Annotated in this window: 10 protein-coding genes; 5 read left to right on the plus strand and 5 right to left on the minus strand. The window is 54.5% G+C overall.

All coding sequences use genetic code 11. The annotated features are described in order from the left end of the window. Positions 1-16: 16 nt before the first annotated feature. Together dnaK and grpE are read right to left on the minus strand one after the other, a co-directional pair. Entirely contained in the window at positions 17-1,945 is a 1,929-nt protein-coding gene (gene dnaK, locus LJ739_RS07305) for a molecular chaperone DnaK (protein WP_229158641.1), read from the minus strand. A 110-nt stretch (positions 1,946-2,055) separates the two neighbouring features. After that, complete coding sequence (gene grpE / locus LJ739_RS07310; RefSeq protein ID WP_229158643.1) at positions 2,056-2,655, minus strand: nucleotide exchange factor GrpE; 600 nt, start codon at positions 2,653-2,655, stop codon at positions 2,056-2,058. A gap of 203 nt (positions 2,656-2,858) precedes the next feature. Here grpE and LJ739_RS07315 point away from each other — a divergent pair, with 203 nt between their 5' ends. Together LJ739_RS07315 and LJ739_RS07320 are read left to right on the plus strand one after the other, a co-directional pair. Continuing rightward, positions 2,859-6,251: a PAS domain-containing hybrid sensor histidine kinase/response regulator gene (locus tag LJ739_RS07315; protein ID WP_229158645.1), complete on the plus strand. Its 3,393-nt coding sequence runs from the start codon at positions 2,859-2,861 to the stop codon at positions 6,249-6,251. A gap of 26 nt (positions 6,252-6,277) precedes the next feature. Next, entirely contained in the window at positions 6,278-6,709 is a 432-nt protein-coding gene (locus LJ739_RS07320; RefSeq protein ID WP_229158647.1) for a CBS domain-containing protein, read from the plus strand. Between the two features lie 2 nt (positions 6,710-6,711). On the opposite strand, the gene LJ739_RS07325 is transcribed toward LJ739_RS07320, so the two are convergent. The 3 genes from LJ739_RS07325 to LJ739_RS07335 form a co-directional block, all read right to left on the minus strand. Next, the gene (locus LJ739_RS07325) at positions 6,712-7,839 is read right to left on the minus strand and encodes an aspartyl/asparaginyl beta-hydroxylase domain-containing protein (RefSeq protein WP_229158649.1); all 1,128 of its coding nucleotides are present in this window, start codon (positions 7,837-7,839) and stop codon (positions 6,712-6,714) included. A gap of 122 nt (positions 7,840-7,961) precedes the next feature. Next, on the minus strand, positions 7,962-8,627 hold the full coding sequence (locus LJ739_RS07330; protein ID WP_229158658.1) for a response regulator: 666 nt from the start codon (positions 8,625-8,627) through the stop codon (positions 7,962-7,964). Positions 8,628-8,726: 99 nt separating this feature from the next. Further along, positions 8,727-11,057 (minus strand): TonB-dependent receptor, encoded by a 2,331-nt coding sequence (locus tag LJ739_RS07335; RefSeq protein WP_229158660.1) that lies wholly within the window; start codon positions 11,055-11,057, stop codon positions 8,727-8,729. Positions 11,058-11,279: 222 nt separating this feature from the next. Here LJ739_RS07335 and LJ739_RS07340 point away from each other — a divergent pair, with 222 nt between their 5' ends. Genes LJ739_RS07340 through LJ739_RS07350 form a run of 3 tightly spaced genes read left to right on the plus strand, consistent with a single transcriptional unit; the run spans position 11,280 to position 14,348 of the window. Continuing rightward, positions 11,280-12,575 carry a GntP family permease gene (locus LJ739_RS07340; RefSeq protein ID WP_229158661.1) on the plus strand — a complete coding sequence of 432 codons (1,296 nt, stop codon included), beginning with the start codon at positions 11,280-11,282 and terminating at the stop codon, positions 12,573-12,575. A gap of 10 nt (positions 12,576-12,585) precedes the next feature. Further along, positions 12,586-13,572, plus strand: a complete 987-nt coding sequence (locus LJ739_RS07345) for an extracellular catalytic domain type 2 short-chain-length polyhydroxyalkanoate depolymerase (protein ID WP_229158663.1) — start codon at positions 12,586-12,588, stop codon at positions 13,570-13,572. Between the two features lie 8 nt (positions 13,573-13,580). Beyond that, a complete protein-coding gene (locus LJ739_RS07350; RefSeq protein WP_229158665.1) occupies positions 13,581-14,348 on the plus strand; it encodes a 3-hydroxybutyrate dehydrogenase in 768 nt (255 codons plus the stop codon). Positions 14,349-14,447 lie beyond the last annotated feature (99 nt).

Here is a 14,447-nt window from a genome sequence, read left to right on the forward strand (position 1 = left end):
AGAAAAAGGCCGGGCCTTATTTCTTGTCGTCTTTCACTTCCTCGAACTCGGCATCAACAACGTCGTCGTCTTTGCCAGCGCTGTCGCCAGATTCAGCACCGGAAGCTTGCTCAGCGCCGCCTTGGGCAGCTTTCGCCTGGGCAATTTCCATCAATTTGGCAGACGCTTCCATCAATGCCTGAGTCTTGGCTTCGATGGCTTCTTTGTCTTCACCTTTGATGGCGCTTTCCAGTTCTTCAATGGCCGCATCGATCTTGGCTTTTTCGTCCGCAGGCAATTCATCACCGGCTTCCTCAACCTGCTTACGAGTCGCATGGATCATGCCGTCAGCCTGGTTGCGCGCCTGGATCATTTGCTCGAACTTGGCGTCAGCGTCTTTGTTCGCTTCGGCGTCCTGGACCATCTTCTCGATTTCGTCCTCGCTCAGACCAGAAGACGCCTGAATAGTGATCTTCTGCTCTTTGCCAGTATCCTTATCTTTCGCAGATACGTGCAGGATACCGTCAGCATCGATGTCAAAGGTAACTTCAATCTGTGGTACACCGCGCTGTGCAGGGCGAATACCTTCCAGGTTGAACTGACCCAGAGACTTGTTGCCGGTGGCTTGCTTACGCTCACCCTGCAACACGTGTACGGTTACTGCCGACTGATTGTCTTCAGCCGTTGAGAAGGTCTGAGACTTCTTGGTCGGAATCGTGGTGTTCTTCTCGATCAGCGCCGTCATTACACCGCCCATGGTTTCAATACCCAGAGACAGTGGTGTTACGTCCAGTAGCAGTACGTCTTTTACATCACCGGCCAATACACCGCCCTGGATAGCTGCACCAACAGCAACTGCTTCATCAGGGTTAACGTCTTTACGCGGCTCTTTACCGAAGAACTCCGTCACATACTTCTGTACCAGCGGCATACGCGTCTGGCCACCGACCAGAATAATGTCGTGCACATCACCGACCGACAGATCAGCATCGGCCAACGCCTGCTTCACTGGCTCCAGAGATTGCTTGACCATGTCTTCCACCAGTGACTCCAACTTGGCGCGGGTCAGCTTGATGGTCAAGTGTTTAGGGCCTGACGCATCAGCAGTGATGTAAGGCAAGTTCACTTCCGTCTGCTGTGCAGACGACAGCTCGATCTTGGCTTTCTCACCGGCTTCTTTCAGTCGCTGCATCGCCAGCGGATCTTTGCGCAGATCGACACCCTGGTCCTTCTTGAATTCATCAACCAGGTAAGTGATTACACGGTTATCGAAGTCTTCACCACCCAAGTGGGTATCACCGTTGGTGGCCAGAACTTCAAAGGTGTGCTCGCCTTCCACTTCATCGATTTCAATGATGGAAATATCGAAGGTACCGCCACCGAGGTCATAAACCGCCACGATGTTGTCACCTTTTTTCTTGTCCATGCCGTAGGCCAACGCCGCCGCAGTGGGCTCGTTGATGATACGTTTCACTTCCAGACCGGCAATACGACCAGCATCTTTGGTTGCCTGACGCTGAGAGTCGTTGAAGTAAGCAGGAACAGTGATTACTGCACCGGTCACTGGCTCACCAAGGAAATCCTCAGCGGTCTTCTTCATCTTTTTCAACACTTCAGCGGAAACCTGTGGTGGTGCCATTTTTTCGCCTTTGGCGCCCACCCATGCATCACCGTTGTCAGCCTTGACGATTTCGTAAGGCATGATGTCGATGTCGCGCTGTACTTCTTTGTCTTCAAAACGACGGCCAATCAAACGCTTGATGGCAAACAGTGTGTTTTGCGGGTTCGTTACCGCCTGACGTTTCGCAGGTGCACCGACCAACGTCTCGCCGTCGTTCGTGTATGCGATGATTGAGGGAGTGGTACGATCGCCTTCTGCGTTTTCGATCACTCGCGCCTTGTCGCCTTCCAATACTGCGACACATGAATTCGTTGTACCTAAATCGATACCAATGATTTTACCCATTTGCGTGTCTCCAAAAAATTCGGTTCAAAATAATGTCTGTACTCTTTGTGGGGTTTTTTACGGGGTTTTCAACCATCTCGTGAAAAAAATTCCCGTCCCCACCGGTGTTTTTACGCTTCGGTGTCGACGCCGCCTTCCGGTGCCCGAGACACCATCACCATGGCCGGGCGCAGCAAACGTCCGTTAATCTCATAGCCTTTTTGCATCACTGCCATCACCGTATTGGGCGCGCAGTCTGCGCTCTCCTGAAGAGACATCGCCTGATGCAATTCCGGATTGAACATTTCACCCTGAGGATCGATGGCTTTCAGACCAAACTTGTCGATGGTGCTGATAAACGATTTAAGGGTAATGTCGACACCTTCAACCAACGGCTTGATCGCTTCATTGTCCTGGTCAGCCATTTGCACAGCACGCTCCAGGTTATCAATCACGGTGAGCAATTCGCCGGCGAAACGCTCCAATGCGAACTTACGTGCCTTCTCCACTTCAGTGTCTGCGCGGCGACGGGCATTTTCCATCTCCGCACGGGCACGTAATACGCTGTCTTTCTGCTCTTCTACAGTGGCTTCAGCTTTGGCCAGCGCCGCTTCCAATTCTGCAATACGCAGTTGTTCGGCACTTTGCTCTGTCTCAACCTGTTCCTGCACGTCAGCCCCTTGGGCCTCAACGTTCGCATCCGGTGATTGCGGCTGCTGATCGTTACTCATGCGCTACTCCATCTCGTTTTGATTCATGGGGGGTATGTGTTGTTGAGCCTAGTTATGGGGTTGGATTTTTCAGCTTCAAGGCTAAAAACCCCAGTTTTTTCACGGAGATTTCATTTTTTTGTCATCAGGCCTCACTAAGCGCCTCTTTCACTCCTCTGCACTTCACTGTAAAGTGTTGAAATTACGCTTATTTAGAGGTTTCCATGTTCAGCGTCTGGACCGTAGCTGCGGTAGTGCTCGGATACCTATGCATGTTGTTTCTGGTCGCTTTCTGGGGCGACCGCAAAGGGGCAACGCACCGGCAGCATCCTATCGTGTACAGCCTTGCGCTCGGCGTGCAATGCACGTCATGGGCCTTTTTTGGTACTACAACCCAGGCCGCCCTGTATGGCTGGGCCGTGGTGCCTACTTACCTGGGCATTGCGCTGGTGATGGTGTTTGGTTTCAGCGCCTTACGCCGTATCAGCCAGATATGCCAGCGTCACAACATCAGTTCACTGGCCGACTTCATCGGCCTGCAATACCAGAAATCCCACTTACTGGCGGCACTGGTGACGGTGTTATGCTTCTTTGGGGTTGTGCCCTATATCGCACTGCAGTTAGGAGCGGTCAGTCGCAGCTTTGCGCTGATCACCTCTGCCGATGATCCCTGGCCGGGCAACATCGGCATTTATGTCACTGCACTGATGGCATTGTTCGCGATCCTGTTCGGTACGCGCTCCATGTCACTGACCGACAAGCACCCCGGTCTGATGCTGACCATTGCGTTTGAGTCTGTGGTCAAACTGGCGGCCCTGGTGATCGTCGGCCTGTTTGTGTGCTACAGCTTGTTTGACGGGGTGTTTGACTTGCTGGGCAAAGCGCAGCTTAACCAACACGCCCGCACCATCATAACCGCTGACAGTGGTATCGGTGTGTTTATTAGCCACGTGCTGCTCGGCATTGCCGGGATGTTCTGCCTGCCAAGACAGTTTCACATCAACTTCATCGAAAACAACGGTGACGAAGAGCTACGTCATGCCCGCTGGTTGTTCCCGGGCTATTTGCTGGCCATGAGCCTGTTCGTGTTGCCACTGGCGCTGGCAGGCCACCTGCTGTTTGCGCCCGGTACTGTGAGCACCGATATCTATACCCTGGCGCTGCCCGTTGCGGCAGACAGCCCGATGGTCACCCTGATTGGTTTTCTGGGCGGCTTGTCCGCTGCCACCAGCATGGTCATTGTCGCAACACTGGCGGTCGGGATCATGATTTCAAATAACCTGGTCACACCATTGTGGCTGACGGTTAACTTGCGCACACGACGTCAGCATACCCTCAAACCTGCCAGCCTGCTGCTTATCCGGCGCATTACCGTGGTACTGGTGCTGGGGATTGCGTACCTCTATCACGTCGATGTCAGCCAGAGTGCGCCGCTGGTTAAAAGTGGCATCATTGCTGCTGCTCTGTTGGCCCAGACCCTGCCCATCATTCTGCTGGGGTTGTACTGGCAACGGGGACACCGCATTGCCGCCCAGGTATCCTTGCTGGCCGGCGCAGTCTGTTGGTTTTACTGGTTGCTGTGGCCCAGCATCAAATCCAGCTATTATTTCGATCCGCCGCCTACCGACTGGGCGCTGGGTCTTGGTTTTATGTTGAGCTTACTGGTCAACACCGCGTGTTTTGTGGTGTTGTCGGTGTTGCTTTCCTGGCGCCGACCGGCGAGTGCTTATCCGGGCCTGGACGCCGGCCCGCAACACTACCGCGCGATCAAAATCAACGCCCTGCTCGCCCTGACCGACAAGGTGTTAAACCCCACCGCCCAGCGCAACCTCGATCAATGGGTGCAACCGGACAACAACCAGGGCTACGCAAGTCCGGCACTGCTGGAACGGGCAGAACGAGAACTGGCCTCTCAGGTGGGGCGTGCCAGTGCCCGCATTCTGCTTTCCGCGGTGGCCGAAAAAGATCAGGTCGCCCTGCCTGAACTGGTTGAACTGGTTGAAGAAGCCAGTCAAACCTTCCAGTTTAACCATGAGCTGTTGCAATCTTCAGTGGAACATATCCAGCAAGGGATCAGCGTGGTTGACCGTGACATGACCCTGCTGGCATGGAATCAACGTTATGTGGAGATGTTCGATTACCCACGGGATTTTATCAAAGTCGGTCTGACCATTCGTGAACTACTGACCTTTAACGCACAACGCGGCATGCTCGGTGATGTGAAAGATCTCGACCAGGAGATCGACAAACGGATTGCCTACCTGAAACAGGGCAGCCGCTACAAATACCTGCGACACCAGCAAGACGGACGGGTGATCGAGCTTAACGGCAGTCCATTGCCGGGCGGCGGTTTTGTAACCACTTACAGTGACATTACCGAATACATCACCATCCAGCGTCAGTTACAGGACGCCAAAACCCACCTGGAAGAGCGGGTCGCCCAGCGCACCGACGAGCTGCAGCGCACCAACGCCCTTCTGGCGGATGCCAAACAGGCGGCGGATGCCGCCAATGACAGCAAAACCAAGTTTCTGGCCGCCGCAGGCCATGATCTGATGCAACCCTTTAATGCCGCCAGCCTGTTTGCATCGCTGATTGCCCAGCGGGCACAAAACACCGACATCAAAGACCTCAGTGCCAACCTGATCCAATCCCTCAACAGTGCTGAAGAGCTTTTGTCGATGCTGCTGGATATGACCCGGCTGGAGTCTGGGGCGCTGGTACCACAAATACAGTCCTTCGCCGCAACGGATATCCTCTCACCGCTGGTCGAAGAGTTCCGCTTGATCGCGGCGCAAAAAGGGCTGTGTCTGGAAGCGGTACCAACCTCAGTCTGGATACGCTCAGATAAGAAGCTGTTACGACGAGTACTGCAAAACCTGTTGTCTAATGCAATTCGCTACACTGCAACGGGCAAAGTCCTGATTGGTGTGCGCCGTCGCCCCACCACGGTGGAATTTCAGGTCCTCGATTCAGGCCCGGGCATTGCTGAACGGGATCAGAAAGCGATTTTCAAAGAATTCAATCAGTTGCATCCACAACAGGGCAAGTCCGGACTGGGCCTGGGACTGACCATTGTTGACCGAATCGCTGCACTGCTCGGCCATCCCCTTCGCTTGCACAGCCAGGTCAATGTCGGCACCTTGTTCGCCGTCAGTGTGCCACGCAGTGAAGCCCAAACGACGGTGTCGCAGGCCGTTGTGGTAAGAAGTGATAGCGGCGACAAACAATGGCTTTCAGGTGTGCATATACTGGTGTGCGACAACGAACCCCAGACCCTGAACGCGGTGTCAGCACTGTTGCAGGAATGGGGGGCTCAGGTAACCGCCATCAGCGGAGTTGAAGAAGCACAACAGCTAGCCGGCGCGCCCGATCTGATGTTGTTGGATTACCACCTGCATCACGGCCAGACCGGCGTTGAGGTTGCGGATGTGATCCGCCGGAAATTTAATTTACCGGTGCCCGGCATCCTCAACTCAGCGGATCGCACAGAATCGATCCGCAGTGCCGCGACCAATGCGGATCTGCATTATTTACCCAAACCCTTGAAACCCGCAGCATTTAAGCGCCTGTGTAAGCAATTGGCGTTAAGCGAAAACAACGCATATGCTGAATAAGTATCATCAGCCCAGGTAGGTCAACCATGTTATTGTCGCACATCATGACCACACGCCTGGTGACCGTCACCATGGACGATCGCCTGACGGTGGTCAAAGAAATCTTTGACAAAGCTTCCATTCACCACGTACTGGTTGTGGACGGTGAGGTGCTGACCGGGGTGATTTCCGATCGGGATCTGCTCAAGGCCATCAGCTATAACGTGACCAGCAAACAGGCGACGGCCAAGGATTTAGCCACATTGAACAAACGGGCACATCACATCATGACCCGAAATGTGATCACGCTGACCGCCAACGCGACCATTTTTGATGCCGTCAGTACCTTTAACCGACACACGATCTCGTGTATTCCGATCATTGACCGCCATTGTCACCCTATCGGCATCGTCAGCTGGCGGGACATCATGAAGGCGTTGGAAAAACTGCGTAAATCCAAACAGGCACCCGCCGTCTGACCCTAGCCGTCAAACGAATCAATCGCCTGATACAACTGACTGATGGCATGGCGTTCATGTTCGTGCAGGGCCGGATGCCAGATGTCAAAGATCAGAATATCCCGCTGCTCGTGACTGTCATTCCAGGCTTCGTGCTCGATGCTGTCATCAAACACCAGTAATCGTCCAGGTTGCCACTGACGGGTTTCATTGCCGACCCGCAAACGACAGCCACCTGGCACGGTAAGGGGCAGATGACAGATCAGCCGGGTGTTAAAAAAGCCATGATGGGGCGGAATATGCCCGCCGCCGACCAGACGAGAAAACAACACCATCGGATCCCTGCCCGGCACCTCGGCCAACGGCACTTTCGCCAATGCGCGCAAGGTGTGAGGGCAGCATTCCGCATACGGACTGACCGGTTGTCCGTCTTTGACCAGAAACAATGCCTGCCAGCGGTTGCTGTCTAGCAAACTATGCACATGCCCGGTCGGCCCCTGCTGGTGTTTTTGCATGTAAGGTTCAAAGCCATCGTCATCCACTAAACCTTGCAGCTCGGTGTGGATCAGCGGTGTGGATGCCATCAGCTCGTCTGCCCAGGCAAAATGGTCAGTGGGATAAAACTGCCGATGAGGCAATCCCGGGTAGTAGAAAGCCCTCGGCTTAGAGTGATAAATCTCCGCCTCTCCGCGCAACAATCGCAAGGCTTGCTGAAACCGGGGCAAGGTATTGGTGGCAGTGTCTATCGACGCATCAATATGCCGCACCATCGCTGCAGCAATACGCTGATACCGCTCAGAGACGCGCTGAATCGCTGCGCGCAGATCCGTGGGTAAATCACCTGGCTTGGGGCTGACTGCCAGCGCCGAGCGGTAACATTGCATGGCCAGACGAGGTTGATCGCAATCGTAATAGATGTCGCCTTTGAGGATCAGCACGGTCAGCTCGTGAGGTGACAGTGCCAGCGCGTCATCGAGTGCTTTTAGCGCTGCATCCGTGTCGCCGCAGCCTCGACAGGCAACCGCCAGTGACAGACACACCGCCACTGAGCGGGTTTGTTGCTGGTATTCTTCACTGATGGCAGTGCGCGCTGCCTGATAGTGCCCTTGCTGGAGCAATTGCACCACCTGGGGGGAAACGGACGTTGTCATTCAGGCCCTGAGATACGAAACCACATACAGGTGGTCGATTAAATCAGTAAAGCTGCCTTTCACCCACCCCGTTGGTCACGCCAAACCGTCAGTTGGCTGATTTGTCTTCCAATCACAGCGACTCAGGACGGTTCGTTGGCATCGGCGCCCATGGCTTGTTTGAACAGCACCCCCGCCTGGGTGCGGTTTATCACATTCAACTTGCGCAGAATGGCTGAGCCGTGTTGTTTAATGGTGGTCTCTTTGACGCCCAGTTCATAGGCAATCTGTTTGTTGAGCAAGCCGTCTGCCATCATCTTCAGCACCGTAAACTGGTGAGGGGTCAACTGGGCCAGTTTGCGGGCAAAATCCGCGCGCTGCTGTTCGTTGTCATCCACCGATGTCATGTCCATGTCGGCGGGCACCCACTGTTCTCCATCGAGTACCTGCTCAACCGCCGCTGCAATCGCCGGCAACGGCGTGGATTTAGGAATATACCCACTGGCACCCAGGGCAATGGCCCGATGGATCAGTTGTGGGCGCTCTTCAGCCGACACAATCACGACCAAAACATCGGGATAGGCATTGCGCAGTGTTGTCAGCCCAACCAAACCGTCGTTCCCCGGCATGTTCAAATCCAGGAAAATCAATTCAACATCCGGATGTTGGGCAAGCAGCGCTATGGTGTCCTGCAGGGAACAGGACTCGGCAATCTCAGCCGTGATCACCTGCCCGACCGCCTGTTTAAGGGCGATTCGGAACAAGGGGTGATCATCCGCTACGATGGCGCGCACAGAAGCTGTGGTCATAACCGCATTACCGCTCTAAGTGAGGTTGTCATCGTTGGCATAATACCATGGTTTTGACAAAAAAAAGGCGGCTTACGCCGCCTTCATGCTGGAGGTGGATCAGAAGGTATAACCCACTGTCACCTGGAACGTACGCGGATCGCCATAGTAGCCAATCAGGGTGTTATCGCCGCCCAATCCTGGCGTGTATTTGCTGATGTCGGTCGGATCAGTCGGATCCGGCGTGACGAACTGGTAACCACCGACCAGATACTCTTCATCAGTCAGGTTTTTGGCGTGCACACCCACCTGCCAATGGCCATCATCGCTGTACCAAACCGCACTTAGGTTCAGCAGTCCATAACCGTCCTGATTCAACAGGTTGTCCTGCTCAAACAGACTGTAGTCATCACGGTAGCTATAGTTGGCACTCAACACCATCTCACCGACCGACACATCAACCAGGTATTTGGCGGCAATGTTAGCGGTGTAATCCGGCGTATTGGAGATGGAGAAACGGTCAGCAATGTTGATTGGGCCATTCGCCGTTTGCTCAATGACTTCCTCAAACTCACCATCAATGAAGCCCAGTGCGATATCAAAGGTCAAATCATCGGTAGCCGCCCAGGTAATTTCTGCTTCAACCCCTTTGGCATTCGACTCACCCACGTTGCCCAGATATTGGTTCAGGTCTGTGGCACTGTCCCCCGGCAACACCGAAATGTACTGGCGGTCTTTGTGGTCGAGCTGGAACAGGGTAATGTTGGTGCGCAGACTGTCATTCCAGTCCGCCTTCAGACCCACTTCGAAGGAATCCACCACTTCCGGGTCAACCGCCGGCTCGTTTTCGGTTGCACGGGGATTGAAGGTACCGGATTTAAACCCTTGGCTGTAACTGGCGAACAACATCATGTCATTGTTGACCTGATATTCAACACCAATGCGCGGGGTCAGGCGACTCCAGCTCTTTTTGGCCGGTGCGTCCAGCACGCCATCACCATCGGTGTCGGTGCCCAGCACCTGAGGAACCAGTTGGCCGTCGGGACGGGTATAACCGGGCACCCAGCCGGACTCAGGATACACATTGTCGAAGATCAGACCGTTGTACACGGTTGCCTGCTTTTCTTCATCGGTATATCGCGCACCCAGGGTAAGACTGAGCTTGTCGGTAACGTCAAAAGACGCCTGCGCATAGGCAGCAATACTCTCACTGTTGTTGCAACCGGACACTTCACGGGTCAGGCCCGGCGTACCGAACGCAGCCCGTCCCAGGAAGCCCAGGATGGCTTCAAACTGACCGCAGGATTCGCCGTCGTAGTAATACAAACCGCTGACCAGCTTGAAGTTATCGCCCAGATAATTGGCCTGCAGTTCGTGAGTGGTATTTTCATCGTCATAGATGGCAGGTACGTCGAAAATATCAATCGCCGTGTTATCAAAGTCGATGTTGGTAGGCGAGTAGCTTTCCCGTGACGAACCAATGTATTTAAGGGTCAAATTATCGCTGACATCCCAGGATGCCAACAGGCTTATCCCTTCCAGTTCCACCTTGTTCCAGGTTGGCAAACTGGTGTAAGAATCAAACTTACTGTCTGGCACCGGCGCATCGGTCAACAGACTGGGCAACAACCGATAGCCGCCTTTGGCATTGGATTTATCGTCAGTTTTGTCCCATGCCAGACGGAAGAACAGGTCGTCACGGGGCGTGAATTCGAGGGTGATACGGGCAGCGGTAAGGTCTTTGTTGTAGTTTTCACGATCCTGACCGTCCAGTGCGGACTGCAAAAAGTCGCCATAACCATCACGATTCAGGTTGGCGTAACCAAACCCGACGTACAGGGTATCTTCTACCAGCGGGTACTGGCCGGTGACTTTCACGTTTTTCTGACCGTAATTGCCCACCGTCGCGCGCAACGTCAGGCTCGGGTCGCCGGACATGGGCTTGGTGACATATTTAACGGCACCACCGATGGTATTTTTACCGTACAGGGTGCCCTGAGGACCGCGCAGCACTTCAATGCGCTGAACATCCAGTAAGTCCAGTACCGCGCCCTGAGGACGGGCAACATAAACGTCATCAATGTAGATGCCCACACCCGGCTCGTAGCCCCACAACGGATCCTGCTGACCCACACCGCGAATGAAGGCGGTTAAGGTTGAGTTGGTACCACGGCTGGTTTGCAAGGTGGTGTTGGGTGAATACTGCGCCACTTCGGTGAGCACCGATGTGCCTACCTCTTCCAGTTTCGCTGCGCCCAAGGACGTGATCGCAACAGGCACTTCCTGCAGCGATTCAACACTTTTACGTGCGGTAACTTCGATACGCTCCAATCCTTTGGAAGGTTGGTCTGCAGCAGCATCGGTTTGCTGTGCCATGGCGTTTGAAGCAAAAGTCAGTGCCGAGGCCACGGCCAGTGCACAAGGGCGAATGTGGTAGGTACGTGCTTTCATAGTTATGTCCCTAGTTTTAACGATTATTGTTGTTTTTGTGTCTATCGCGGTCAGGAACTACTCTAATCGACTTTGTCACTGCCTGCCTCTGTACCATAGTACTATGGGCAAAAAACCGCGCTGAATGCATAGTTTGCGCTATCGTAATCTGGTGTGTTTGTCTGCGGTCACAGGCAATGGTGGGAAGCAATTCCCGCCGTGTATAACAACAAGGATTACACCATGCTCAGTTTAATTGGCTTAGTGGGCGGCCTGGCGCTGTTGATCGTTCTGACGATTCGCGGAATGAATCTGTTCATCGCTGCACCCCTTTGCGCACTGCTGGTCGCGTTGACCAGCGGACTGCCGGTTTTTATCGGCGACAACAATTTCGTAGAAACCTACATGCAAGGTTTCTCGGGCTTTATTGCCGCGTGGTTCTTCATGTTTTTGCTTGGCTCTTTGTTTGGCAAATTCATGGAAGACACCGGTGCGGCAGATGCAGTAGCACGCTGGATCATCGAACGCCTCGGACGACAGCACGCCGTCGTTGCAGTGGTTCTGGCCTGTGCCATTCTGACCTATGGTGGCGTCAGTGTGTTCGTGGTGGCCTTTTCGGTATATCCCATGGCACTGAGTCTGTTCAAAGATGCCAACCTGCCGCGCCGATTTATCCCCGCAGCCCTCGCGTTTGGCTCGGTGACCTTTACCATGACGTCCGCCGGTTCACCAGAAATCCAAAACTGGATCCCAATCAAATACCTGGGAACCTCGCCTTTTGCCGCCTGGGAAGTCAGTCTGGTGGTGGCCATCTTCATGGCATCCTTTGGCTATTGGTGGATGAAGCGCATGATCAATAAAGCGCTGGCCAATGGCGAACGATTTGACCACCGTGAGGAAGATCCGGAAATACCCGAGCGTGACCTGCCCCACCCCATTACCGGTATTATTCCGCTGTTGGTGGTGTTGTGTTTGTCGTTCCTGCTGCATGAGCAGTTGGCACAATTGGCCCTGATTGTTGCCCTTGGCGGCGGCGTCATCGCATTGATGGTGATCAACCGCCGCCATTTTCACAACATGCAGCGTGCCATCAGTGCGGGTACCACCGGCGCTCTGGTTGCGATCGGTAATACCGCCGCCGTGGTGGGATTCGGTACCATCGCCAAATCCACTGCCGCGTTTCAGGATGCGGTGACACTGATGACACAAATTCCCGGCAATGAATTGATCGGCGCTGCCATCGCTGTCAGCGTGATCGCCGGCCTGACCGGCTCCGCCTCCGGAGGACAAGCCATTGCTCTGCCTCTGGTGGGTCCGCACTACATGGATCAGGGTGTCGATCCGGAACAACTGCACCGCATCGTTTCTATTTCGTCCGGTGCGCTGGACTCGTTGCCACACAATGGCTACGTGGTAACCACCATCAGAGCCATCTGCCATGAAACCCATCAACGGGCCTATTGGGCCGTGGGTGCCCTGACCGTCGTCGTACCGGTGATGGGACTGGTAATGGCCATTGCCTTGTTTAACTGGTTCTAGGAGAGACCTCATGCGTCGAAGCCTTACTCTGATTTCCCTTGCCACTGTCGCCTCGTTTGCCCACGGTGGGTTGCCGTCGCTTAACCTCGACACCAACGCGCTCACGGTGTCAGGGCTGTCAAGCGGTGGCTACATGGCCAACCAGTTCCACATCGCCCACAGCGACTGGGTTGCCGGCGCCGGGCTGATTGCCTCCGGGGCATATTACTGCGGCCAGAATGACATCAAGGTGGCATTATCAGAATGTGTTAACCAGGCACCTGAGGACAGCGCATTAACCGCGCTCAACCAGCAAGTCGACGGGTTTGTTGCCGCCGGTCTGGTCGCCCCACTGTCGCACCTGAAAAACAGCCGGGTGTGGATCCTACACGGCACCGAGGACACCCGGGTTGCTGGTGCGGTGACCGAACGCCTGGTGCAGCAATACCAACAATGGGTAGACGCCGACAATCTGGTCTACATCAATGACAAGCCCTTTGCACATCACTTCCCGACCCTGACTAAGGGCGGCGACTGCGCGACATCCGCAGCGCCCTTTATCGGCCAATGTGATTACGACGCAGCTGGCGAGATGCTGTCTTTCCTGCTTGAGAAGGCCTCACCACCGTCAGGCCCGGCCACCGGCAAACTGTACACCATCGATCAACAACAGCGCGGCAAGGAAAGTGCCGAGAGCCTGGCCGATGAAGGGTTTGTGTATGTGCCCACCCAATGTGAAAAAGGCCAGGCCTGCCAGGTGCATGTCAGTTTTCACGGCTGCAACCAGAACGCCGAAGCGGTAAATGATACCTATGCAACCCAAACCGGCCTCAATCGTTGGGCCGACAGCAACAACCTTGTGGTGCTTTACCCGCAAACCAAAAAGTCTATGTTCATGCCCCTCAATCCCCAGGCCTGCTGGGACTGGTGGGGCTACACGGATGAGCACTACGCCACTCAAAAAGGTCAACAAATTCAAGCCGTTGCCAACATAGTCAACAGCTTAACTACGGATTAAGGATGCACATGCAAAACAAAACCATTCTGGTCACCGGCGGTGCCAATGGCATCGGTTTGGGGATTGCCCGCTACCTTGGCCAGCAGGGCCATCGCCTGATCATTGTCGATATCGACGAAAACGCTGCGCAGCAGGCTGCCGACGAATTAAAACAAGAAGGGATCAGTGCCATCGCCAAAGGGGTTGATGTGTGCGATGCCGAACAAATCGAAGCGCTACCCGCCGCACTGGGCGACTGGCAGGTCGATGTGTTGATCAACAACGCCGGTATCCAACACGTGTCACGACTGGAAGACTTTCCGGCCCAGACCTGGAAGCGATTGATTGATGTCATGCTGGTAGGCCCCGCCCTGCTCAGCAAAGCGTTCTTACCCGGCATGCGCGCACGTAACTTTGGGCGCATCATCAATGTGGGCTCTTTGCACTCTGTGGTCGCCTCGCCCTACAAGACCGCGTACGTTGCCGCCAAGCACGGCTTGCTTGGGTTTGCCAAAACCCTGGCACTGGAAACCGGTGATGTTAACGTGACGGTGAACACCCTGTGTCCCGCGTACGTAAAAACCCGCCTTGTTGAACAGCAAATCAAAGCGCAAGCGATCGAAAATGGCATCAGCGAAGAAGAGGTGATCAATAAAATCATGCTCGAACCGATGCCGAAAAAATCCTTTATCGACATTGAAGAACTGGCTGCCACCGCAGCATTTCTGATCTCTGATGCCGCCCGCAACATGACCGCACAAGCCCTGGTCATCGACGGAGGCTGGACAGCCCGCTAGCGCCCTGAGGCATGAACACGGAAGTTCATGACATTCAGCAATGGCCATGTTTATACTAGCGTCAGATTGCTCGAGCGAAGGACAAAATCCACCCATGTC

This window comes from Fluctibacter halophilus (genome assembly GCF_020687825.1).
Classification (GTDB): domain Bacteria; phylum Pseudomonadota; class Gammaproteobacteria; order Enterobacterales; family Alteromonadaceae; genus Fluctibacter; species Fluctibacter halophilus.

Excerpts from the sequence above, each read along its gene's own strand:
- LJ739_RS07320 (WP_229158647.1), top strand. The coding sequence starts at position 6,278 with ATGTTATTGTCGCACATCATGACCACACGCCTGGTGACCGTCACCATG.
- LJ739_RS07330 (WP_229158658.1), bottom strand. The coding sequence starts at position 8,627 with ATGACCACAGCTTCTGTGCGCGCCATCGTAGCGGATGATCACCCCTTG.
- grpE (WP_229158643.1), bottom strand. The coding sequence starts at position 2,655 with ATGAGTAACGATCAGCAGCCGCAATCACCGGATGCGAACGTTGAGGCC.
- LJ739_RS07325 (WP_229158649.1), bottom strand. The coding sequence starts at position 7,839 with ATGACAACGTCCGTTTCCCCCCAGGTGGTGCAATTGCTCCAGCAAGGG.
- LJ739_RS07345 (WP_229158663.1), top strand. The coding sequence starts at position 12,586 with ATGCGTCGAAGCCTTACTCTGATTTCCCTTGCCACTGTCGCCTCGTTT.
- LJ739_RS07335 (WP_229158660.1), bottom strand. The coding sequence starts at position 11,057 with ATGAAAGCACGTACCTACCACATTCGCCCTTGTGCACTGGCCGTGGCC.
- LJ739_RS07340 (WP_229158661.1), top strand. The coding sequence starts at position 11,280 with ATGCTCAGTTTAATTGGCTTAGTGGGCGGCCTGGCGCTGTTGATCGTT.
- dnaK (WP_229158641.1), bottom strand. The coding sequence starts at position 1,945 with ATGGGTAAAATCATTGGTATCGATTTAGGTACAACGAATTCATGTGTC.
- LJ739_RS07350 (WP_229158665.1), top strand. The coding sequence starts at position 13,581 with ATGCAAAACAAAACCATTCTGGTCACCGGCGGTGCCAATGGCATCGGT.
- LJ739_RS07315 (WP_229158645.1), top strand. The coding sequence starts at position 2,859 with ATGTTCAGCGTCTGGACCGTAGCTGCGGTAGTGCTCGGATACCTATGC.